Source organism: Massilia sp. 2TAF26 (assembly GCF_052115005.1).
Lineage (GTDB): Bacteria > Pseudomonadota > Gammaproteobacteria > Burkholderiales > Burkholderiaceae_D > Telluria.
Genome location: NZ_JBFRFV010000035.1, coordinates 1 through 21,078 on the forward strand (window position 1 = coordinate 1; position 21,078 = coordinate 21,078).

The window sequence follows — 21,078 nt, forward strand, 5'->3', positions numbered from 1 at the left end:
GGTCGCGCTGGCGCCGCGTTAGAGAGGACAGGCGTTGCAGGAACTGTTCGAACTGCCGTGCTTGCATGCTGCCTCCGTCAACGGTTCAGGTCGACATTGGACCGCAGGCTTGCAGAAAAGATTCCACACTTGGCGCGAACAGCGCCAATTAGAACATCCCGTTCTCGTTCGGCATCGGATCCGGCTGGGCCTGGCCGATGTCCCACATCTCGGCGATGCGATCGCCCTCGAAGCGCAGGATGTGGACGAGCGCGATGTCGGCGCCGTCCGGCGTCATCCGCGCACGCGAATGGACGGCCACCAGCGGCCCCTCGGCGATCGCGCGCTGCACCTCGAACAGCATGCCGGGAAAGCGCGCCGCGTTCTCGATCATGCCGGCCTTGATGGCGGCGGCGTCGCCGGCAAAGTACGGATTGTGATGGCGGAAACCGGCGCCGGCAAAGCGTTCGAAGGCCTGCTCCACCTGGCCGGCGGCGGTCATTTTCAGGAAGTCCACGGCGGCTTCCTTGAGAGTCTGTGTCGTCATTTTTCGATCCTGTCGAGTGTGTTGGATACCCATTTCTGCAGCGCTGCGTCGTCCGCCATATTGCCATCGAAGGCGAGGTCCGGAATGAAGGGTTCGCGCGTCGCCGTCGCCGTCCCGAACAGCGCCGAGGGGATGACCAGGGCGCCGCGTCCGCTCGGCAGCGGATGGCGGTTGATCTCGCCGAAGGGAGAATAGCCGATCGTCGCTTCGCCCAGCACCACGGTATCGCTCGCCGCCCCGAGCCGCTGCACGAAGTTCATGCAGGAGCTGAAGCAGGTGCGGTCGATCAGGGCCGCGATGCGCGGGCCGTGCGGCCGCGGCAGCTTCAGGGTCCGGGCCTGGGCGTCCGGATCGCCGGACAGCAGCACCATCTTCTGGCCGGCGCGCATCGCCGCCTCGACCTTCAGCAGGTCGGCTTCGAACGACGCCTTCGATGCGGCGTGGCTCTCTTCGAGAATGTAGCGCCTGAGCAGGTTCGCCGTCTCGGCATCGGCGATCTGGTACTTGCTGGCGCCGCCGGCCTCGCCCAGCTTGCCGGCGTAGGCGGCGCCGTAGAGCGCCGTCAGCGCCCGGCTGCCCCAGGTGGAGTCGCCACCGCCGTTGCCGCGCAGGTCGAACACGATCCAGCCCGCCTTTTCCTTCCGCAGCGCGGCCAGTTGCGGATACAGGGCTTCATAGGCGGCGCCGGAGCGTTCGCCATTGAAGTCCGGCATGCCGACCCAGTGCTTGCCGGGGCCCAGCGTCGTCAAGCCGACCGGCTTGGCCGTCGCACGGAAGCGCGGCCGGATCTGGTCGATGTGCTGCAGCGCGACCTCGCCCGGCACGCCGCGCAGCGGCAGCTCGTAGCGCTTGCGGCTGCCGTCCGGCAGCACGAACACGCACTGCTTCGGCGTCCAGCCCAGGCCGTAGTCGAACATCAGCTGCTGGGCAAAGGCGCCGGATGCCGTCGCATATTCGGCGCCGCGGCTGGCGAACGGCGCCACCCGCATCTGCAGCCAGGTGCCGGTCCAGACATCGTCGCAGGACTGGGCGATGCTGCCGACGGGCGGCAGCGGCGTGGGCCAGCCGGGCTCGGACCAGCTGACGCGGTAGCGGCCGCTGTTCAGGCCCCCGGTCTGGTCGAGCACGATGCCGGTCCAGCCGTGGATGGCCAGGCGCAGGTCGATGCCCATGTGCGGGTCGCCGAAGCCGGCGACGAAGCGCATCATCATGCGCCGGTAGTCCTGCTCGCTGCGCACCCCTTCCGCCTCGGCGCGGGCGACCCGCAGGCCGCTCTCGAAGGGCATGGTCACGCTCGGCATGCCGGCCACGTAGCCGGCGTGGCGGGTGCGGATCGCATCGGCGGCGAAGTCCAGGTCCTGGCGCGCGATCGCGGCCCAGTCCTGGGCTTGCGCCTGCAGCGCCGCGCCCAGCATCGCCAGGCACAGCGACCGTTTCAAGGCCGGGGCGCGCACGGGCTCAGGCCTTGAGATTGACGGTCGCCGGGAACACCGGCGGACGGCGCCGCAGGCTGGCCTGCTCGTAGGCGTAGGCCATGCCGATCAGCGAGGCTTCGGTCCAGGCGGTGCCGACGAAGGAGATCCCGACGGGCAGGCCCTGCACGTAACCGGCCGGCACCGTCACGTGCGGGTAGCCGGCCACCGCCGCCGGCGAGGAGAAGCTGCCGCCGTAATGGTCGCCGTTGATGTAGTCGGTCAGCCAGGCGGTGCCGCCGGTCGGCGCGACCAGGGCGTCCAGCTTCTCGTCCTTGAGGATCTTGTCGATGCCCTCTTCGCGCGAGTAGCGGTGGTTGTTGGCCAGCGCCTCGCGGTAGGCCGCATCAATCAGGCCGGGCTTTTTCTGCGCGGCGACCAGGTGTTCCTGGCCGAAGAACTGCAGCTCGCGGCCGGCGTTCTTCTCGTTGAAGGCGATCACGTCCGCCATGGTCTTGACCGGCGCATGCGGCGCATAGTCGCGCAAATACGCTTCGAGGTCCGGACGGAATTCGGCCAGCAGCACGTCGAGTTCGCTGTCGCCGTACTTGTCGACGTTCGGCACCTGCACGTCGACCAGGATCGCGCCCTGCGCCTTCAGGATCGCCAGCTCGTTTTCGATCACGGCATCGATGGCCGGGCTGCTGCCGAAGAAGTTGCGGGCCACGCCGATGCGCTTGCCCTTCAAGCCGTCGAGGCGCAGCGCGGCCGCAAAGTCGGCGGCCTTGCCCTGGGCGTCGCCGGTGGCGGCGTCCCGCGGATCGCTGCCGGCGATCGCGCCCAGCAGCAGTGCCGCGTCGGCCACGCTGCGGGTCATCGGCCCGGCCGTGTCCTGGGAGTGCGCGATCGGGATGATGCCGCTGCGGCTGACCAGGCCCAGGGTCGGCTTGATGCCGACGATGCCGCAGGTCGAGGCCGGCGAGACGATCGAGCCGTCGGTCTCGGTGCCGATCGCCAGGGTGGCGAGGCCGGCGGCCATGGCCGCCGCCGAACCCGAGCTCGAGCCGCTGGTATTACGGTCCAGCGCATAGGGATTGCGCGTCTGGCCGCCGCGGCCGCTCCAGCCGCTGACGGAGTGGGTCGAGCGCATGTTGGCCCACTCGGACAGGTTGGTCTTGCCGATGATGACGGCACCGGCCTCGCGCAGCTTCTGCGCCACGAAGGCATCCTTGCTTGCGCGGACGCCCGCCAGGGCCAGCGAGCCGGCCGTGGTGCACATCGCATCGAAGGTGGCGATATTGTCCTTGATGAGGACGGGGATGCCGTGCAGCGGACCGCGCAGCTTGCCCGCCTTGCGCTCGCGGTCGAGCTGTTCGGCGATGGCGACGGCCTCGGGATTCAGTTCGATGACGGCATTGATGCGCGGGCCGGCCTTGTCGACGGCGGCGATGCGCGCCAGGTATTGCTGCACCAGGGATCTCGAGCTCAGCTTGCCGGCCGCCATCTGGGCCTGCTGCTCCTGGACACCGGCGTCCAGGATACTGGACGAGGCCGCGCCATGGTTGCCGGCGGCACCCGCTGGCGGCGCCACTGCCGCCGCACCGGCCGCCATACTGGTGCTCACCCCGGCACTGAGTCCAAGCCGAACGAAATCCCTGCGCTTCATACAAGCCTCCGTGTCAAATAATGCATGAGCATAGCAGTAAAGTTGCTCATGTGACACGGCATGTATGTCAGCAGGGTGGACGCCCCATCGATGCCGCCGCACGCGAGCGGTCCGCGGTCGGCTTCGGCGTTGGATGGACGCTGCGCTCGGCCGCGTCCAGCTTGCCGCGCTGGAGATTTTCTTGCGGGCAGCTGGGTACCGGAAGGTTTGCCGGGGCGGCCCGCCGCCGGTAGCGGCAGAACATGCATGATTGAGTTTGGCACATGGCAGCTCCTCTGGTAGGATTACAAAACGGAACGCGATTCCGAATTATAACCGGAACCACGTTCCGTTTAATAGATTTTTTTTATGCATACGAAGCCAGACCCGGACCAGGCCCCGCCAGAAGCCGACGACCAGCAGCCGCGCGCCAAGCGCGTCGACGCCCAGCGCAACCTGCAATCCCTGCTGCAGGCGGCCATGGACGTGTTCACGCAATCGGGCGTCGATGCGCCGGTGCGCGAGATCGCCGAGCGGGCCGGCGTCGGCGTCGGCACGCTCTATCGCCACTTCCCGCAGCGCGCCGACCTGATCGTCGCGGTCATGAAGTCGCAGATCGACGCCTGCGCCGATGCCGCCGCCGGCTTCGCGGGCGAGTACGAACCGGACGAGGCTTTAGCGCGCTGGATGCAACGCTATGTCGACTTCATCCTGACCAAGCGCGGGCTGTCGAACGCGCTGCAGTCGGACCATGCCGCCTACGCCTCGCTGCCGGATTACTTCTATGCGCGCCTGCGCCCCGCCCTCGCCTCGCTGCTGCAGGCGGCGGTCGACAGGCAACTGATCCGGCCCGGCTACGAGGCCGACGAACTGCTGCGCGCGGCGGCCACGCTGTGCAAGGCGAATCCCGACGAGGACACGGCGCTGACGCGCAAGATGGTGGGATTGCTGGTGGACGGACTGCGCCGCCGGCCGGAGTCGCAGTAAGACGCTGCGGCGTATGGGCGAAAAAAAACGCTGCCGGGGCAGCGTTTTTTCTTGAGAGGCGGTCGCTTAGTTGCGCACGACTTTCTTGTACTCGGCGGTACGGGTGTCGATCTCGATGACGTCGTCCTGGTTGACGAACAGCGGCACCTGGATGGTGAACTGCTTCGACTCGATCGCGTTTTCCAGGCGAGCTTCCTTCATCACGTTACCCGAGGTGTTGCCCTTGACGGCCGGCTCGGTGTAGATGATCTGGCGTGCGATGGTGATCGGCAGTTCGACCGAGATGGCCTTGCCGTCGTAGAACACGGCTTCGCATTCCATACCGTCTTTCAGGTAGTTGATGGCGTCGCCCAGGTTCTCTTCTTCGATTTCGTACTGGTTGTACTCTTCGTCCATGAAGACGTACAGCGGATCGGCGAAGTACGAGTAGGTCACCGGCTTCTTGTCCAGCACGACCACGTCGAACTTGTCGTCGCCGCGGAACACGTTTTCCAGCGGAGCGTTGGTCAGAAGATTCTTCATCTTCCACTTGTAGGTGAAGCCCGTGCGGCTCGAGCCGTTGACGTCGGAGCGCAGCACGATGAAAGGCTTGGCATCGACCATGATGATGTTGCCGACACGGATTTCTTTTGCGGGTTTCATAGGAAGTTTTAGCTATAAAATGAGTTGCAGTAACCGAGCATCATACCACGATATTTTCCGGCCGCCTATCGAAGCGTCCGGACGAAATTCAGCAGATTGCTCACCAAGTCGCCGTTCGCCAACATCTGCGCTTCCCAGTCCTGGGCGCGGCGCGCGATCGTCGGCAGTTCGGCTTGCAGGGACGTCCAGAGTGCGTCCATCTGTCCTTCCCGCTCACCGTTCCAGCACAGCGAAAAGTCGATCAGACTCTGCGTATTCACCGCGTACTTTTGCAGGAACGCGCGGAGTTTAACATGATGCAAGTTTTCATCTTGCGGATATATGTGCCAAATGAAGGGCCGGGCCGCCCACTGGGCGCGCACCCAGGAGTCCTCGCCGCGCACGAAGTTCAGGTCGCAGGCCCACAGCAGGCGGTCGTAATCGGTCTGCGGCATGAAGGGAATCACGCGCACCGTCAGCGCGCCGCGGGTGGCGCACGCGCCGGCGTCGGCATCTTTGTTCAGGAAAGCCTCGACCTTTTCGCGCGCCACACCTTCGGGCACCAGGCAGGTCACCGGCTGTCCGCCCTGCTCCCAGGCCTCGAACAGTTCCGTTACCGGCGCATGCGGATAGCAGAACAGGCTCACCTTCAGCGACGTCATCTCGTTTGGCGTCACGCCGAGGCGGCCGAGGAAAGCGGCCATCGCGGCGGGATCGGCCTGGAAGGCCTCGCGTTCGCCCACCAGGTCGCGCTCGCGCAGCAGGCCACCGGTCTTGTCCGTGAATCCCGGGAAGAAGAAATGCTTGGTCAGCTTCAGGCGCGGATGCATGGACGGCAGGCTGTGGCAGCCTTCGACCCACTCCTCGGCGCTCAAGCCTTCGTAATTGATCCAGACCGGACGCGGCTCGCACTGCGCCATCGCCTCGATATAGCCGGGCGGGATGTCGACGCCGAAGAATTCGATCACCACGTCGGGAATGTCGGCGGGCGAGAATTCGCCGTCCTGGCCGGCCCAGTGGCGCACCGTGATGCCGCCGATGTCCTGCACGTCGGCCCGCGTATCGACTTGCGGCCAGATGCGGCGGAAACTCGCCAGGTCGTCGACCCACAGGGTGACGGCGATGCCGTGCTCGGCATGGAACTGGCGAGCGAGGCGCCAGCAGATGCCGATATCGCCGTAGTTGTCGACGACCTTGCAGAAAATGGCGAGGGTGCGCGGGAATTCAGGAGACATGATCGTTTGAAAAGGATGGGACGACCAAATAGAAAAACCGGGGCACCTTCCCGCATGCGCGGACGGTCTGCTCCGGTTTTTTTTCTGGCGTCCCCACGGGGATTCGAACCCCGGTACTCACCGTGAAAGGGTGATGTCCTAGGCCTCTAGACGATGGGGACCTAAGAACTTCCTACGGTGTCAGAGCCCGAATTTCTCGGCTGGGCTCCGACCCCGTCTGATTATGGTGGAGGTAAGCGGGATCGAACCGCTGACCTCTTGCATGCCATGCAAGCGCTCTCCCAGCTGAGCTATACCCCCCAAAACTACTCAATAAAAGAGCCGCCCAAGGCGGCTCCTGGCAATGCTGGCGTCCCCACGGGGATTCGAACCCCGGTACTCACCGTGAAAGGGTGATGTCCTAGGCCTCTAGACGATGGGGACCTAAAACTGTTTTACTACTTTTACCGCTTCGATGGCGCACTGCTGGGTGTGCGACCATCCATCTAATCTTGGCGTCCCCACGGGGATTCGAACCCCGGTACTCACCGTGAAAGGGTGATGTCCTAGGCCTCTAGACGATGGGGACCCTGGACTTCCATTTTTCCCTGAAACTTGGTGGAGGTAAGCGGGATCGAACCGCTGACCTCTTGCATGCCATGCAAGCGCTCTCCCAGCTGAGCTATACCCCCGTTTCGGGAAGGCAGTATCATAACATACTGCTTTTACTTCTCACAGCTCTGTTTTCACTTCGCTGTGTTTGCCAGATCTTTCGATCCTGGCGTCCCCACGGGGATTCGAACCCCGGTACTCACCGTGAAAGGGTGATGTCCTAGGCCTCTAGACGATGGGGACCTCGGAACTGCCTTTACTACCTACTGCACACTTCAGAGTTGGTGGAGGTAAGCGGGATCGAACCGCTGACCTCTTGCATGCCATGCAAGCGCTCTCCCAGCTGAGCTATACCCCCGCAGCGCTGAAGTGCGAGCATTATAGCGGAGGCACTTGCATTTCGCAAATAGCCAACAAGGCTAATCAGAGACCCTTTTTCACTCGGGCCAGGACGGTCTCGCGGCCGAACAGTTCCAGCACCGCGTCGATGGCCGGAGTCTGCAGCTGGCCGGTGAGCAGCAGGCGCAACGGCATGGCCAGTTGCGGCATCTTGAGGCCATTCGCCGCCAGCACTTCCTTCATCGCGGCCGAGATCGCCTGCTTGCTCCACTCCGCCGTTTCCAGCTTCTCGGCGAACTGGGCCAGCGCCGGGCGCACGGCGTCGGTCAGGTGCTGGGCCAGCAGTGCGGCATCAGGATTCGGCGTGCGGAAGAACAGCATCGCCGCGTCGGCCAATTCGTTGATGGTGTTGGCGCGTTCCTTCATCAGGCCCAGCACCGCAGCCAGCGGCGGCGCGCCGTCGAACCGGGCGCCCTCACGCTCGAGGATCGGACGCGCCAGGTCTGCCAGGCGCTCGTTGTCGGACTGCTTGATATAGTGGTTGTTCAGCCAGGCCAGCTTTTCCGGGTTGAACTGGGCCGCCGACGCGGTCAGGTGCTCGAGGTTGAACCACTCGGTGAACTGCTGCATCGAGAAGATCTCGTCGTCGCCGTGGCTCCAGCCCAGGCGCGCCAGGTAGTTCAGCATCGCCTCCGGCAGGAAGCCCTGCTCCGGATACTGCATCACGCTGACGGCGCCGTGGCGCTTCGACAATTTCTGACCGTCCGGGCCGAGGATCATCGGCAGGTGGCCATACTGCGGCAGTTCCGCGCCGAGCGCGCGCAGGATGTTGATCTGGCGCGGCGTGTTGTTCACGTGGTCGTCGCCGCGCAGCACGTGGGTGATCTTCATGTCCCAGTCGTCGACCGCCACGCAGAAGTTATAGGTCGGGGTGCCGTCGCCGCGCGCGATGACGAGGTCGTCGAGTTCCTTGTTGCCGATGGTGATCGGGCCTTTGACCACGTCGTTCCAGGTGACTTCGCCGCCCTCCGGGTTCTTGAAGCGCACCACCGGCTTGATGCCTTCGGGGACGGCGGGCAGGATCTTGCCCTCTTCCGGACGCCAGGTGCCGTCGTAGCGCGGCTTCTCGCCGGCCGCGCGCATGCGCTCGCGCATCGCCTCGACTTCTTCCGGAGTGCAGTAGCACAGGTAGGCGGTGCCGGCTTCCAGCATGGATTTGATGACTTCGCGGTAGCGGTCCATGCGCTGCATCTGATAGAAGGGGCCTTCGTCATGCTCCAGGCCCAGCCACTTCATGCCGTCCAGGATCGCCTGCACCGCTTCCGGGGTCGAACGCTCCAGGTCGGTGTCTTCGATACGCAGGATGAAGGTGCCGCCGAAGTGGCGGGCATAGGCCCACGAATACAGCGCGGTGCGGGCGCCGCCGAGGTGGAGATAGCCGGTCGGGCTGGGAGCGAAACGGGTACGGACGGTCATGGTGGTGGAATGGTTGATTTGCCAAAGGGGCTATTTTACAGCCTTGCCATCGGCCTGTCGTAGATAGGGCATTCACTCGGATTGCATAGCAAATAATTACTTTACAGAAATTAAAAAGCTGGCTACTCTTCCTCCTTTGGTCAGCATTTTCATCATTTTTCCCGATCCTGCCTGACACCTCCCTCCCCATGTCGAACGACCCGAGCACCGCTCCCCTCGCGCCCTGGCGCGGCGAATTCTCCGCCGCCGCCACCGAAATCGGTTTCCTGCACCAGCAGTCGGCCGTGATCCTGCGCGACCTGCGCCGCGGCCTGCTGCTGTGCTCGCTGTTCTACCTGGTCTTCGGCGCCGCCGACATCAGCGCCCTCGGCTTCGAACACGCCGTCGTGCCGCTGCTGTCACGCCTGGCGATCCCCTTCCTGGCGGCCGCCTGCCTGTATTACGCGCGGCGTCCCGATGCGAGCGTGCGCGCATCCCACCACGCGGCCACCGCCTTCACCCTGTGCTGGGCGGCCAGCTACTTCGTCGTCATCGCCTACCGCCCGGGGGACATCCTGCTGCACGGCATGTCGTGGGCGGTGATGGCGATGGTCATCCACGTCCTGATCCCGAACCGCCTGGTGATCGCGGCCACGATCTCGATCGGCGCCAGCCTCGCCTTCCTGACCCTGGCCTGGGCCCAGCAGGTGGTCGGCACTCGCCCGCTCAGCTCGCTGACCATGCTGCTGGTGTGCGCCAATGTGTTCGGCCTGACCGTCGCCCAGCGCCATGCGCGCATGTGGCGCGAACAGTTCTGGGCCCAGCAGGTGCTGACGAATCTGTCGATCCGCGACCCGCTGACCGGCTCCTACAACCGGCGCCACCTGAACGCCGGCCTGCTCGACGGCGAAATCGCGCGGGCCCGCCGCTACCGCCTCAGCCTCTCGCTGATCATGTGCGATCTCGACGGCTTCAAGAAGATCAACGACACCCACGGCCACCACGCCGGCGACGAGCTGCTGCGCAGCTTCGCCACCCTGGCGCAGGCGATGACGCGTGAATCGATCGACACCGTGGTGCGCTACGGCGGCGAGGAATTCCTGATCATCCTGCCGGAGACGCGCCTGGAGGGTGCCCTCGAACTGGCCGAGCGCGTGCGCGCCGCCTTCGCCGCCCAGCGCATCGAGCTGGAAGGCGGCCTGACGCTGGGCACCACGGCCAGCTTCGGGGTGGTCGGCGCCGACTTCGGCGGCGGCCATGCGGTCACGCCGCAGGGCATGATCGCGCTGGCCGACCAGCTGATGTACGAGGCCAAGCATGCGGGGCGCAACCTGGTGAAGGCGCGCCAGCTGGGGCCGCGGATCGAGAAGGCGGAGCGGGCGGCGTAAGCGGCGCAGGTGTGAACGCTGAGCTACGCGGTGCGGATGAGCCTGACCGGCTGCGCCGCCGCCCGCGCCCGCAACTGCCCGCAGCCACCATCGACGTCCTGCCCCGCCGAATCGCGCAGCTTGGTGAGGATCCCGCGCTCGAACAGCCAGGCCGCGATGGCCTCGGCCTTGTCCCAGCCGGGGCGCTTGAAGGGCAAGCCTTCGTTGGCGTTATACGGAATCATGTTCAGCACGGCATACTTGCCGCGTAATAGCTCGACGACGGCGTCCAGTTCGTCCTGGCCGTCGTTCACGCCTTCCAGCAAGGTCCACTGGTACTGGATCGGGTAGCCGGTCAGGCGCGCATAGCGCTCGCCCTCCTCCACCAGCGCCTTCGGCGTCAGGCGCGGCGCGCGCGGCAGCAAGCGTTCGCGCAGATCGGCCTTGGTCGTGTGCAGCGACAGCGCCAGCGCCGGCTTCACCCGTCCGGCGGGCAGGCGCTCGAATACGCGCGGGTCGCCGACGGTCGAGAACACCAGGTTCTTGTGGGCGATATTCCCTTCCACGCCCAGCAGCTCGATCGCTTCCATCACATTGTCGAGATTGTGGGCCGGTTCGCCCATGCCCATGAATACGACCTTCTTCACGGGCCGCTGGCGGCGCGCCAGCACCACCTGGGCGACGATCTCGCCGCTCGTCACCTGGCGGATCAGGCCGCTCTGCCCCGTCATGCAGAACTGGCAGCCGACCGCGCAGCCGACCTGGCTGGACACGCAGACGCCGTCGCGCGGCAACAGCACCGATTCCACCGTCTGGCCGTCCTGCAGGCCGACCAGCAGGCGGGCGGAGCCGTCCTCGGCCGGATGGGTGCCGAGGATGCGCGCCAGGCCGTCGAGTTCGGCGTCGATCCCGGGCAGTGCTTCGCGTACCGGCTTCGGCAGGAAATCCACGGGGCGGCGGCGGCCGTGGTCGTGGCCGGCGTTGCGGACCCAGTCGCGCAGGATGCGGTCCTCGTGGAGCGGGAGGGCGCCGAGGGCGCGCAGGCGGGTGCGGAGGGAGTGGATGCGCATATTGGTTACCCGTCATTCCCGCGCAGGCGGGAATCCAAGTTCGCATGCGTCTCGACGGCTCAACGGACTTGGGTCCCCGCCTTCGCGGGGACGACGGTGTTTGCTTAGTCGTTCTTTACAACGATGGTCGGAAACTTGGCAGTCATATCCTTCGCCTTCTCCGCCACCTTCACCGCCACCTTGCGCGCGATCTCTTTATAGATCGCGGCAACCGGACCGTCCGGCTCGGCCACCACGGTCGGGGTGCCGGAATCGGCCTGTTCGCGGATCGACAGCTGCAGCGGCAGGCGGCCCAGGAAGTCGACGCCGAAGTCGGCGCACATCTTCTCGCCGCCGCCTTCGCCGAAGATGGCCTCATGGTGGCCGCAGTTCGAGCAGATGTGCATGCTCATGTTTTCCACCACGCCGAGGATCGGGATGCCGACCTTCTCGAACATCTTCAGACCCTTGCGCGCATCCAGCAGGGCGATGTCCTGCGGGGTGGTGACGATCACGGCGCCCGTCACCGGCACTTTCTGCGACAGGGTCAGCTGGATGTCGCCGGTGCCCGGGGGCATGTCGACGACCAGGTAGTCGAGCTCGCGCCAGTTGGTCTGCTCCAGCAGCTGCTGCAGGGCCTGGGTGACCATCGGGCCGCGCCAGACCATGGGTTCGTCCGGATCGATCAGGAAGCCGATCGACGACACCTGCACGCCGTGGTTCTCGAGCGGCTCCATGGTCTTGCCGTCCAGGCTTTGCGGACGGCCGTTTATGCCCAGCATGGTCGGCTGCGAGGGGCCGTAGATGTCGGCATCCAGCACGCCGACGCTGGCGCCCTCGGCGGCCAGGGCCAGGGCCAGGTTGACGGCCGTGGTCGACTTGCCGACGCCGCCCTTGCCCGAGGCGACGGCGATGATGTTCTTCACGTTCGGCATCACCTTCAGGCCGCGCTGCACGGTGTGCGAAATGATCTTGCTGGTGACGTTGACGCTGACGTTCTGCACGCCGGGCAGCTTGCGCACGGCGTCGATGACGGCGCTCCTCACCAGTGCGAACTGGCTCCTGGCCGGGTAGCCCAGTTCGATGTCGAGGGCGACGTTGTCGCCGTCCACCTGGACGTTCTTGACCGAACGGGTGCTGACGTAGTCTTTATTGGTATTCGGGTCGACGACCGCCGCCAGGGCGGCCTTGACGTCTTCTACAGTGGTGCTCATGGGGTTCTCCGGATGTGATGCGCAAGTTTATCGTAAATTGGCGTATCGACTCTTGTTCAAGTGGCAAATGGCCTGATTACCCACTGCGCGCTCAGGGGCATCCGCTGGTAAAATGCTTTTTTTCACCTATCAACCTCCCTTTTCGACCATGACACGCAAGCTGTTCGTCACCACCGCCCTGCCCTACGCCAACGCCGCCTTCCACATCGGCCACATGATGGAATACATCCAGGCCGACATCTGGGTCCGCTTCCAGCGAATGCAGAAGGACGACGGCCAGCAGCGTACCGTGCACTTCGTCGGCGCCGACGACACCCACGGCACCCCGATCATGATCGCCGCCGAGAAGGAAGGCGTGACGCCGCAGGAATTCGTGGCCCGCATCGCCGCCGGCCGCGCCCAGTACCTGGACGGCTTCCACATCGCCTTCGACAACTGGTATTCGACCGACTCGCCGGAAAACGTCGAGCTGTCGCAGGACATCTACCGCAAGCTGCGGGATGCCGGCCTCATCTATACCAAGACCGTCGACCGCTTCTACGATCCGGCCAAGGGCATGTTCCTGGCCGACCGCAACATCAAGGGCGAGTGCCCGGTCTGCCACGCCAAGGACCAGTACGGCGACAACTGCGAAGTCTGCGGCGCCGCCTACCAGCCGACCGAACTGATCAATCCGTACTCGGTGTTCACCCACGCGACGCCGGTCCTGAAGCCGTCCGAGCAGTACTTCTTCAAGCTGTCCGATCCGCGCTGCTTCCAGTTCCTGAAGGAATGGCTGAACACCCCGGGCCGCCTGCAGCCGGAGATGGTGAATAAAGTGTCGGAGTGGCTGGGCGAGAACGGCGAGAAGCTGGCCGACTGGGATATTTCCCGCGACGCGCCCTACTTCGGCATCCCGATTCCCGATGCACCGGGCAAGTTCTTCTACGTCTGGCTGGATGCGCCGGTCGGCTACCTGGCTTCGCTCAAGAATTACTTCGAGAAGAAAGGCATCGACTACGAAGCCTTCCTGAAAGATCCGGCGGCCGAGCAGGTCCACTTCATCGGCAAGGACATCGTCTCCTTCCACCTGCTGTTCTGGCCGGCCATGCTGAATTTCTCCGGCCACCCGGTGATCGACAAACTGAAGGTCAATGTCCACGGCCACCTGACCGTGAATAACGAAAAGATGTCGAAGTCGCGCGGCACCGGCATCTCGCCGCTGCGCTACCTCGAACTGAAGATGAATCCGGAGTGGCTGCGCTACTACCTGGCGTTCAAGCTGAACAGCAAGGTCGAGGACCTGGACTTCACCGGCGACGACTTCGTCGCCCGCGTGAACAGCGACCTGATCGGCAAGTACGTGAACATCGCCAGCCGCTGCGCCGGCTTCATCGCCAAGAAGTTCGACGGCAAGCTGGCATCGGAACTGTCCGACACCGCGAAACAGTGGATTGCCCGCGCCCTGAACGGTGAGGACGGCGAGCGCCAGGCGGCGATTGCCGCCAGCTACGAAGCCCGCGAGTTCGGCCGTGCGCTGCGCGAGATCATGGCAATCGCCGACGTCGCCAACCAGTTCGTCGACGAGAACAAGCCCTGGATCCTGGCCAAGGACGAGAGCAAGACTGCAGAGCTGCACGATGTCTGCACCACCGCCCTGATCCTGTTCCGCCAGCTGAGCATCATGCTGTCGCCGGTGCTGCCTTTCGTCGCCTCGCGTGTCCAGGAATTCCTGGGCGACGCGGCTTTCTCCTGGGACGATACCAAGGGCGAGAACGTGTGGAACTCGATGCTGGGCCGCACCATCGGCGCCTACAGCCACCTGATGCAGCGCGTGGACGCCAAGATGGTCGAGGACCTGTTCGACAAGCCGGCCGTCGCTACGTCTGCGGCGCCGGCCCCGGTTGCCGCTGCCGACACCACTGCCGAAGCCGCCGCGCCGGCAGCGGAAGCGGGCGATGTCGAAGACCTGGCGCCGGAAATTTCGATCGACGATTTCACCAGGATCGACCTGCGCGTGGCGAAGATCGTCAATTGTGAGCATGTCGAAGGGTCGAGCAAGCTGTTGCGCCTCACCCTGGACCTGGGCGAAGGCCGTTACCGTAATGTCTTCTCGGGCATCAAGTCGGCTTACCAGCCTGAGCAGCTGATCGGCAAGCTGACCGTGATGGTCGCCAACCTGGCGCCGCGCAAGATGAAGTTCGGCGTCTCGGAAGGCATGGTGCTGTGTGCATCGGCCAAGGATGAGAAGGCGAATCCGGGCCTGTACCTGCTGGAGCCGGTGTCCGGCGCCCAGCCTGGCATGCGTATTCGTTGATTGGCAAACAGCTATTAATTTCAGCGCAGCAGTGGCAGTATAATGCGGCGTTTTGAACAATAACCGGGCGCATCCGTGCCGCCCCGTCCTTCTTATTTTTGAGTGGTAACGAATAATATGACCGAATACAAAGCCCTGCGACACATCCCGCAAGCGAACCTGTTCCGTCAAGGTGACGTCTTCGTCCTGTTCGGCGAGCTGTTCGGCCGTGGCTACGTGAACGGCCTGATCGACGAGGCGCGCAAGGCCGGCATGACGATCCTGGGCATCACCGTGGGCCGCCGCAACGACGACGGCAGCCTGCGCGCCCTGACGGCGGAAGAGCACGCGGAAGCGGAAGCCAAGCTGGGCGGCCGCATCATCAACGTGCCGCTGATGGCCGGTTTCGACATGGACGCACCGGCGGGCGAACAGAACCCGACCGAGATGCTGTCCGGTATTACCCTCAAGAGCTGGCAGGACGACAAGCTGGACTGGGACAAGATCGAGCTGTGCCGCCAGGCCGGCGTGGCCCGCTTCGCCAGCTCGGCCAAGGAAGCCATGCTTGAAATCGACAAGCTGATCCCGGACGGCGCCAACGTGTTCTTCGCGCACACGATGGCCGGCGGCATCCCGCGCATCAAGGCCTTCCTGGCGATCGCCAACCGCATCTACAAAGGCCGCGGCGAGCGCTTCATGTCCTCGCGCGCCCTGCTCGACAGCGACCTGGGCAAGCTGATCCTGATGAACTTCGACGAAGTCTCGGCCAATACGCTCAAGCACCTGATCGACGCCTCGGCCCCGATCCGCGAGCGCATCACGGCGAAAGGCGGCGAAGTGCGCTACACCGCCTACGGCTACCACGGCACCGAAGTCCTGATCGGCGGCGAGTACAAGTGGCAGACCTATACCAACTACACCCAGGGCTACGCCAAGATGCGCCTGGAGTCGATCGCCGAAGCGGCCTGGAAACAGGGCGTCTACGCGACCGTGTTCAACTGCCCGGAAATCCGCACCAATTCCTCCGACATCTTCGTCGGCGTCGAACTGTCGCTGTTCCCGCTACTGACGGCATTGAAAAAAGAAGGCGGCGGCGCCTGGGCCCAGCAACAGTGGGACATCTGCCAGAGCCTGCTGAACGAGGGCGAATCGGTCCAGGGCATTCTCGACAAGCTGGAATCCTATCTGCAGACCGAGACCAGCGCCGGCTTCCGCAACTTCGAAGCCTGGCCGATGGACAACAGCCCCGAGCTGGCCGAGCTGATGATCGGTACCTCGGACGAGATCACCTCCCTGCACCAGGACAGGAAAGCGCTGGTCACCGACCACCTGTCCTCGCTGGTGGTGGAAGGCACCGGTCCGCTGATGTTCCACGGCGCGGCCGAGAAGATCGCACCGGTGCTGTGGCTCAACCACGACATCATCGCCCGCCAGCTCAACGAACTGCATAAGTAATCGCTGCAGCGCGGTAAAATCGAACGTTTGTACCTTTTTTAGAGTCTAAAGAGCGCCATGGGCCTGTTCACGAAACACTCGAATTACGAATCCGACCACACCAAGTTCATCAAGGAACTGAAAGAGAAAACCCCTGGCATGGACGAGCGCCAGGTCGCCGGCCGTGCCCTGCTGTGGGACAAGTCGCCGCTGTCGCTGGACGAGCAGCGCCGCGTCAACGAGTCGCGCATCCGCCAGCAGGCTTATCCCTACCAGTCCAAGGTCTGAAGCCGGCTGACGGCTGAGGCTGACGACGATGGCGCCTGAGCAGGCGGCCGGCGCCCCGGCGCCGGGGGCCCCGGACGGGCCCGAAGGGCTTGCCGGCTCCCCGCAGGATGAGGGCGCCATCGCGGACCAGGCTGCCGCTTCCGGCCAGGAAGACGGCCTGAACGCGGCGGCCGATGCCGCCGAGGCCACCATCGCCCGCCTCTACGGCGAGCCGCTGCTGCGCCTGCCCAACGACCTGTACATCCCGCCCGACGCCCTCGAGGTCTTCCTCGACGCCTTCGAAGGTCCGCTCGACCTGCTGCTGTACCTGATCCGCAAGCAGAACTTCAACATCCTCGACATCCCGATGGCGCAGGTGACCCTGCAATACCTGGAATACGTCGAGCAGATCCGCAAGCACAACCTGGAACTGGCGGCCGAGTATCTCCTGATGGCGGCCATGCTCATCGAGATCAAGTCGCGCATGCTGCTGCCCAAGCGCCAGGACGAGCTGATCGAGGATGTCGGCGACCCGCGCGCGGAACTGGTGCGGCGCCTGCTGGAATACGAGCAGATCAAGCTGGCGGCCCAGCAGATCGGCGCCCTGCCCCAATACGAGCGCGACTTCCAGCGGCCTTCGCTGCCGGTCGAGCAAGGGCTGGCGCCGGTATGGCCGCAGGTCGACGCCAATGACCTGCAGCGCGCCTGGATGGACGTGCTGCGCCGCGCCAAGCTGACCCAGCACCACCGGATCGGCCGCGAGGAACTCTCGGTGCGCGAGCACATGTCGGCGATCCTGCGTACACTCCAGTCCCAGCGCTTCGTCGAATTCTCGGAGCTGTTCGCGGGACATGCCAGCGTGCCGGTCGTGGTCGTGCACTTCGTCGCCATGCTCGAGCTGGCCAAGGAAACCCTGATCGAAATCACCCAGGCCGAACCATTCGCGCCCATTTATGTTCGGCTGGCTTATTCGCCGGCCTGAGCCTTATTACGACACCATGAAAATCATCTCCACCATCGACGAACTGCGCGACCAGCTGCGCGGCCAACTGCGCACCGCCTTCGTCCCGACCATGGGCAACCTGCACGAGGGCCACCTGTCGCTGATGCGCCTGGCGCGCCGTCACGGCGACCCGGTGGTCGCCTCGATCTTCGTCAACCGCCTGCAGTTCGGCCCCAACGAGGACTTCGACAAATACCCGCGCACCTTCCAGGCCGACGTCGAGAAGCTGGAGAAGGAAGGCGTGTACGTGCTGTTCGCGCCGACCGAGAAGGACCTGTATCCGGAGCCGCAGGAATACCGCGTACAGCCGCCGGATAACCTCGGCAACATCCTGGAGGGCGAATTCCGCCCCGGCTTCTTCAACGGCGTCTGCACCGTGGTCACCAAGCTGTTCTCCTGCGTGCAGCCGCGCGTGGCCGTGTTCGGCAAGAAGGATTACCAGCAGCTGATGATCGTGCGGAACATGGCACGCCAGTTCGCCCTGCCGACCGAGATCATCGGCGCCGAGACCTTCCGCGCCGAGGACGGCCTGGCACTGTCCTCGCGCAACGGCTACCTGTCGAGCGAAGAACGGGCCGAGGCGCCCTTCCTCTACCAGACCCTGAACTACGTTGCCGAGCAGAGCCGCGCCGGCCACGCCGACCTCGAAGCCCTGGAACAGGACGCGATGAACCGCCTGGCGGCGCGCGGCTGGAAGCCGGACTACGTCTCGATCCGCAAGCGCATGAACCTGGGGGCGCCGAGCCGCGACGAATACCTTGCTCGTGAGCAACTGGTTGTGCTGGCCGCCGCCAAGCTGGGCAATACCCGCCTGATCGATAATCTGGAAATCTGAACCACACTACTTTCTTTATTGAAAATTTCATTTAGAGTATGGCAACTTGATTTGCTAGAATCTACAGGAGTATTCAAGGAGTAGTTCCGTGACCGATACGTCCATCACGCAGATCCGCAAGGGTCCGCCCAAACTGTCCGACGCCGTGCAGCGCATTCCGCTTGGCGCGCCCGCGCACGCGATGAGCGACGCCTTCCAGATCTTCGACAGCCTGTCGACCCTGGCCCAGACCGGCGAAGCCATCACCATCTATCCGCCGGGCGCGGACTATGTGATGGCGCGCATCGGCGCCGTCGATCCGGACCGCCGCTCCTTCATCCTCGAGCTGCTTGATGACTGCGTCCTCGCCGAGGGCAAGGCGGTCTTTGTCGCCGCCATGGGCGGCAATGCCAAGATCCAGTTCGAGCTCGACGCCAACTGGAGCATCGTGCCGGGCCGCGGCCAGTCCGTCGAGCTGCCGCTGCCGGAAAGCTGCCTGGTCCTGAACCGCCGCGCCGAAGCCCGCCTGGAAAGCCCGCTGGGCGGCAGCTACGGCGCCCGCTTCACTTACCTGGGCAAGGTGTTCGAACTGCCGCTGTACGACTTCTCGAGCGGCGGCGTAGGCCTGCGCGCGACGCTCGACCAGGGCTACGAACTGTATGTCGGCCAGAAGCTGGAGGGCGTGGAGCTGGAACTGGGCCCGTCGCTGGCGATCACGGCCGATCTCGAGATCCGCCTGCTGCGCCCCTTCCGCACCTTCCTGCTGGGCGAGCAGGTGCAGATCGGGTGCAGGATTTCGAACATCACCATGCAGATGAAGCAGCGCCTGGAGCGGGCGGTGAGCAAGGTGCAGATGAAGCGGTGATTTTTGCCGGATGGCAAAACTTCACCGTGGTTCCCGCCTTCGCGGGGACGACGGTAGACGCCGCGGCCCAAAATCAGGTGGTAACACTCTGCGCCCAAGCCAGCGCACTCAAATGGGCCTTGTTCACATCCAGCGGACTGATCTCCAGCGACGCCGCCATCGACGCCACCAGGTTCGAATTCAGCTCGCAGGCCTCGGCCAGCGCCAGGTAGGGTCCATACACGCCGCCACGCGTCAGCAGCGCGCGCACCACCTCGTCCGGCAGCTGGATGGTGTCCAGCACTTCCTTCATCGGCAGGCCCAGCAGGCGGTCCAGCAGCGAGAACATGCCGGCCACGAACAGGTATTCGCTTTCCGCGCGCGGCAGGAATCTCTGGCCCAGCAGCTCGCACAAACGGGCGCGCACCACGGCGGTTTCCATCAGCACCGGCGAGTAGCCGCTCGAGCTGGCGGTGGCCAGCAGCAGCACCAGCCAGCGGTACAGCGGCGCATAGCCCAGCATGGCGATGGCCTGGCGCAGCGACTCGACCTGGCGGCCGGCGCCGAAGCCGGCGGAGTTGATGAAGCGCAGCAGCTTGTAGATCAGGGCCGGGTCGCGCTTGAGCACGGCCTCGATCTTCGGCACGTCCTCGTTGTTCTGCACCATCTGCATCAGCTGCAGGATGATGGCCTGGGCCGGGTTCATGCCCTTCACATTGCCGCCCTCGCGCGGGGTCAGGTGCAGCTTGCCGACGAAGGCGTCCAGGCCCAGCGCCGCGCAGGCGTCGAAGTCGGCCCAGGTGGCGACCGGGCGGCCCACCATGCGCAGGGTCGACTGCTTGACGGTGGCGTAGGTACGGGCCTGCGTCGCCACGTCGGCGCCGCTGAAGCGCACTTCGGCGTAGGAAGCGATGATCGACAGGTTGCGGCCCAGCAGGTCGAGGTTGGCGCCGCGCAGCGAGATGCCGACGCCGCCGGCGCGCAGGGCCTGCACGGCGGCGCGGGTGTCGACGTTGGCGAGGTCGCGAACGCTCAGGGACAGCACGGTGCGCTCCGGTGGCAGCGCGTGCAGGGCGTCGGTCGACAGCATGGCCGGCACGGCGTCGAGGAACAGCAGTTTGTCGCGCAGCAGCCAGCCGTTTTCCTCGTCGACCAGCTGCTCGGCGACGAAGCCGACCAGCGACTCGAGATCGTCGGCGCCCACTTCCCTTCCGCTCTGCTGCTGCCAGCAGAGTTCGTAACCAATTACGCGTTGCTTGGGGTCAAGCAAAGGTTCACGGACGATGAAGTTGGTTTGATGCATTATTGATAAGCGCCGAGGTGAAACAGGGCGATGCGCCGTCCGCTGGCGCACCGGGATGTGAAGCTTAGAAGCCGAGGCTGTCGAGCAGGTCGTCGACCTGGCCCTGGTCGGCGACGACTTCGGCGTTGCCTTCCGGTTTGATCTGCGGGCCGTTGAGCAGGCTGTTATCGAACTCGCGCTTGACCTCGGCCGGCGCGAAATCGACCAGCACCTGCACCAGCTGCTTTTCGAGGTTCTGGGCGATGCCGGTGATGCGCTTGATCACCTGGCCGGTCAGGTCCTGGAAGTCCTGGGCCATCATGATGTCCATCAGGTGGCCCTTGGTGGCGCTGGCGGCGCTGCGCGATCCGGCCAGGCTGGCGAGGGTCTTCTCGGCCATTGCGCGCCATTCCGCGCTGCCCTCGCCGCTGTCCAGCAGCGACTGCCACGAACGGCCGAGCTCCACGGCCGAGGCGTCGATGCCGTCCTGCAGGGGACCTGCGGCGTCGGTGGCGTCCAGCACGCGCTTGGCAGCCTGTTCCGACAGGCGCGCCACGTAATCGAGACGGTCGCGCGCATCCGGGATGTCGCTGGCGGCCTTTTCGATCAGCTTGTCCAGGCCCAGTCCGCGCAGGTTCTCGTGCAGCGCTCGGGTCATGTGCCCGATCCGGCTCAGGACCTCGTCGTGCGAGCCCGAATCGGCCGTCTGCTCAGTCAT

General features: G+C 64.9%; 18 protein-coding genes and 7 tRNA genes. 8 read left to right on the forward strand and 17 right to left on the reverse strand.

What is annotated here, in order from left to right:
* Positions 1 to 148: 148 nt before the first annotated feature.
* The 3 genes from AB4Z32_RS24205 to AB4Z32_RS24215 are packed head-to-tail and all read right to left on the reverse strand — an operon-like array spanning position 149 to position 3,604.
* On the reverse strand, positions 149 to 526 hold the full coding sequence (locus AB4Z32_RS24205) for a nuclear transport factor 2 family protein (protein ID WP_442124424.1): 378 nt from the start codon (positions 524 to 526) through the stop codon (positions 149 to 151).
* Complete coding sequence (locus AB4Z32_RS24210) at positions 523 to 1,980, reverse strand: hypothetical protein (RefSeq protein WP_442124425.1); 1,458 nt, start codon at positions 1,978 to 1,980, stop codon at positions 523 to 525. Before AB4Z32_RS24210 ends, AB4Z32_RS24205 begins: the two co-directional genes overlap by 4 nt.
* A gap of 4 nt (positions 1,981 to 1,984) precedes the next feature.
* Positions 1,985 to 3,604 (reverse strand): amidase, encoded by a 1,620-nt coding sequence (locus AB4Z32_RS24215; RefSeq protein ID WP_442124426.1) that lies wholly within the window; start codon positions 3,602 to 3,604, stop codon positions 1,985 to 1,987.
* Positions 3,605 to 3,952: 348 nt separating this feature from the next.
* On the opposite strand from AB4Z32_RS24215, the gene AB4Z32_RS24220 reads away from it, so the two are divergent.
* Positions 3,953 to 4,570: a TetR/AcrR family transcriptional regulator gene (locus tag AB4Z32_RS24220; RefSeq protein ID WP_442124427.1), complete on the forward strand. Its 618-nt coding sequence runs from the start codon at positions 3,953 to 3,955 to the stop codon at positions 4,568 to 4,570.
* Between the two features lie 66 nt (positions 4,571 to 4,636).
* Here AB4Z32_RS24220 and AB4Z32_RS24225 read toward each other — a convergent pair whose 3' ends face one another.
* The 10 genes from AB4Z32_RS24225 to gltX all read right to left on the reverse strand — a co-directional run bounded on the left by AB4Z32_RS24225 (position 4,637) and on the right by gltX (position 8,832).
* Entirely contained in the window at positions 4,637 to 5,212 is a 576-nt protein-coding gene (locus AB4Z32_RS24225) for an elongation factor P (RefSeq protein ID WP_442124428.1), read from the reverse strand.
* Positions 5,213 to 5,277: 65 nt separating this feature from the next.
* Positions 5,278 to 6,426 carry an elongation factor P maturation arginine rhamnosyltransferase EarP gene (earP, locus tag AB4Z32_RS24230; RefSeq protein WP_442124429.1) on the reverse strand — a complete coding sequence of 383 codons (1,149 nt, stop codon included), beginning with the start codon at positions 6,424 to 6,426 and terminating at the stop codon, positions 5,278 to 5,280.
* Between the two features lie 85 nt (positions 6,427 to 6,511).
* Positions 6,512 to 6,587, reverse strand: a tRNA-Glu gene (locus AB4Z32_RS24235).
* A gap of 63 nt (positions 6,588 to 6,650) precedes the next feature.
* Positions 6,651 to 6,726, reverse strand: a tRNA-Ala gene (locus AB4Z32_RS24240).
* Between the two features lie 47 nt (positions 6,727 to 6,773).
* Positions 6,774 to 6,849: transfer RNA gene (locus AB4Z32_RS24245), tRNA-Glu, on the reverse strand.
* Between the two features lie 69 nt (positions 6,850 to 6,918).
* Positions 6,919 to 6,994 (reverse strand) — tRNA-Glu (locus AB4Z32_RS24250).
* Positions 6,995 to 7,021: 27 nt separating this feature from the next.
* Positions 7,022 to 7,097, reverse strand: a tRNA-Ala gene (locus tag AB4Z32_RS24255).
* Positions 7,098 to 7,184: 87 nt separating this feature from the next.
* Positions 7,185 to 7,260, reverse strand: a tRNA-Glu gene (locus tag AB4Z32_RS24260).
* A 39-nt stretch (positions 7,261 to 7,299) separates the two neighbouring features.
* Positions 7,300 to 7,375: transfer RNA gene (locus AB4Z32_RS24265), tRNA-Ala, on the reverse strand.
* A gap of 65 nt (positions 7,376 to 7,440) precedes the next feature.
* Positions 7,441 to 8,832 carry a glutamate--tRNA ligase gene (gene gltX / locus AB4Z32_RS24270; protein WP_442124430.1) on the reverse strand — a complete coding sequence of 464 codons (1,392 nt, stop codon included), beginning with the start codon at positions 8,830 to 8,832 and terminating at the stop codon, positions 7,441 to 7,443.
* Positions 8,833 to 9,020: 188 nt separating this feature from the next.
* Between gltX and AB4Z32_RS24275 the strand changes: the two genes are divergently transcribed.
* Positions 9,021 to 10,199 (forward strand): diguanylate cyclase, encoded by a 1,179-nt coding sequence (locus AB4Z32_RS24275; RefSeq protein ID WP_442124431.1) that lies wholly within the window; start codon positions 9,021 to 9,023, stop codon positions 10,197 to 10,199.
* 23 nt (positions 10,200 to 10,222) lie between these two features.
* Here the strand turns inward: AB4Z32_RS24275 and AB4Z32_RS24280 are convergent, their stop codons facing one another.
* Positions 10,223 to 11,248: an RNA methyltransferase gene (locus tag AB4Z32_RS24280; protein ID WP_442124432.1), complete on the reverse strand. Its 1,026-nt coding sequence runs from the start codon at positions 11,246 to 11,248 to the stop codon at positions 10,223 to 10,225.
* Positions 11,249 to 11,352: 104 nt separating this feature from the next.
* Complete coding sequence (gene apbC / locus AB4Z32_RS24285) at positions 11,353 to 12,441, reverse strand: iron-sulfur cluster carrier protein ApbC (protein WP_442124433.1); 1,089 nt, start codon at positions 12,439 to 12,441, stop codon at positions 11,353 to 11,355.
* A gap of 148 nt (positions 12,442 to 12,589) precedes the next feature.
* On the opposite strand from apbC, the gene metG reads away from it, so the two are divergent.
* The 6 genes from metG to AB4Z32_RS24315 all read left to right on the forward strand — a co-directional run bounded on the left by metG (position 12,590) and on the right by AB4Z32_RS24315 (position 19,099).
* Positions 12,590 to 14,737, forward strand: a complete 2,148-nt coding sequence (metG, locus tag AB4Z32_RS24290; protein ID WP_442124434.1) for a methionine--tRNA ligase — start codon at positions 12,590 to 12,592, stop codon at positions 14,735 to 14,737.
* Between the two features lie 117 nt (positions 14,738 to 14,854).
* The gene (locus AB4Z32_RS24295; protein WP_442124435.1) at positions 14,855 to 16,171 is read left to right on the forward strand and encodes an enoyl ACP reductase FabMG family protein; all 1,317 of its coding nucleotides are present in this window, start codon (positions 14,855 to 14,857) and stop codon (positions 16,169 to 16,171) included.
* 57 nt (positions 16,172 to 16,228) lie between these two features.
* Entirely contained in the window at positions 16,229 to 16,438 is a 210-nt protein-coding gene (locus AB4Z32_RS24300; RefSeq protein ID WP_442124436.1) for a DUF3460 family protein, read from the forward strand.
* 28 nt (positions 16,439 to 16,466) lie between these two features.
* Positions 16,467 to 17,399 carry a segregation and condensation protein A gene (locus AB4Z32_RS24305; RefSeq protein ID WP_442124437.1) on the forward strand — a complete coding sequence of 311 codons (933 nt, stop codon included), beginning with the start codon at positions 16,467 to 16,469 and terminating at the stop codon, positions 17,397 to 17,399.
* A 16-nt stretch (positions 17,400 to 17,415) separates the two neighbouring features.
* A complete protein-coding gene (gene panC / locus AB4Z32_RS24310) occupies positions 17,416 to 18,255 on the forward strand; it encodes a pantoate--beta-alanine ligase (protein ID WP_442124438.1) in 840 nt (279 codons plus the stop codon).
* A gap of 88 nt (positions 18,256 to 18,343) precedes the next feature.
* Positions 18,344 to 19,099, forward strand: a complete 756-nt coding sequence (locus AB4Z32_RS24315; RefSeq protein WP_442124439.1) for a flagellar brake protein — start codon at positions 18,344 to 18,346, stop codon at positions 19,097 to 19,099.
* A 73-nt stretch (positions 19,100 to 19,172) separates the two neighbouring features.
* On the opposite strand, the gene AB4Z32_RS24320 is transcribed toward AB4Z32_RS24315, so the two are convergent.
* Both AB4Z32_RS24320 and cheZ read right to left on the reverse strand, forming a co-directional pair.
* Positions 19,173 to 20,381 carry an EAL and HDOD domain-containing protein gene (locus AB4Z32_RS24320; RefSeq protein ID WP_442124440.1) on the reverse strand — a complete coding sequence of 403 codons (1,209 nt, stop codon included), beginning with the start codon at positions 20,379 to 20,381 and terminating at the stop codon, positions 19,173 to 19,175.
* 64 nt (positions 20,382 to 20,445) lie between these two features.
* The gene (cheZ, locus tag AB4Z32_RS24325) at positions 20,446 to 21,078 is read right to left on the reverse strand and encodes a protein phosphatase CheZ (RefSeq protein ID WP_442124441.1); all 633 of its coding nucleotides are present in this window, start codon (positions 21,076 to 21,078) and stop codon (positions 20,446 to 20,448) included.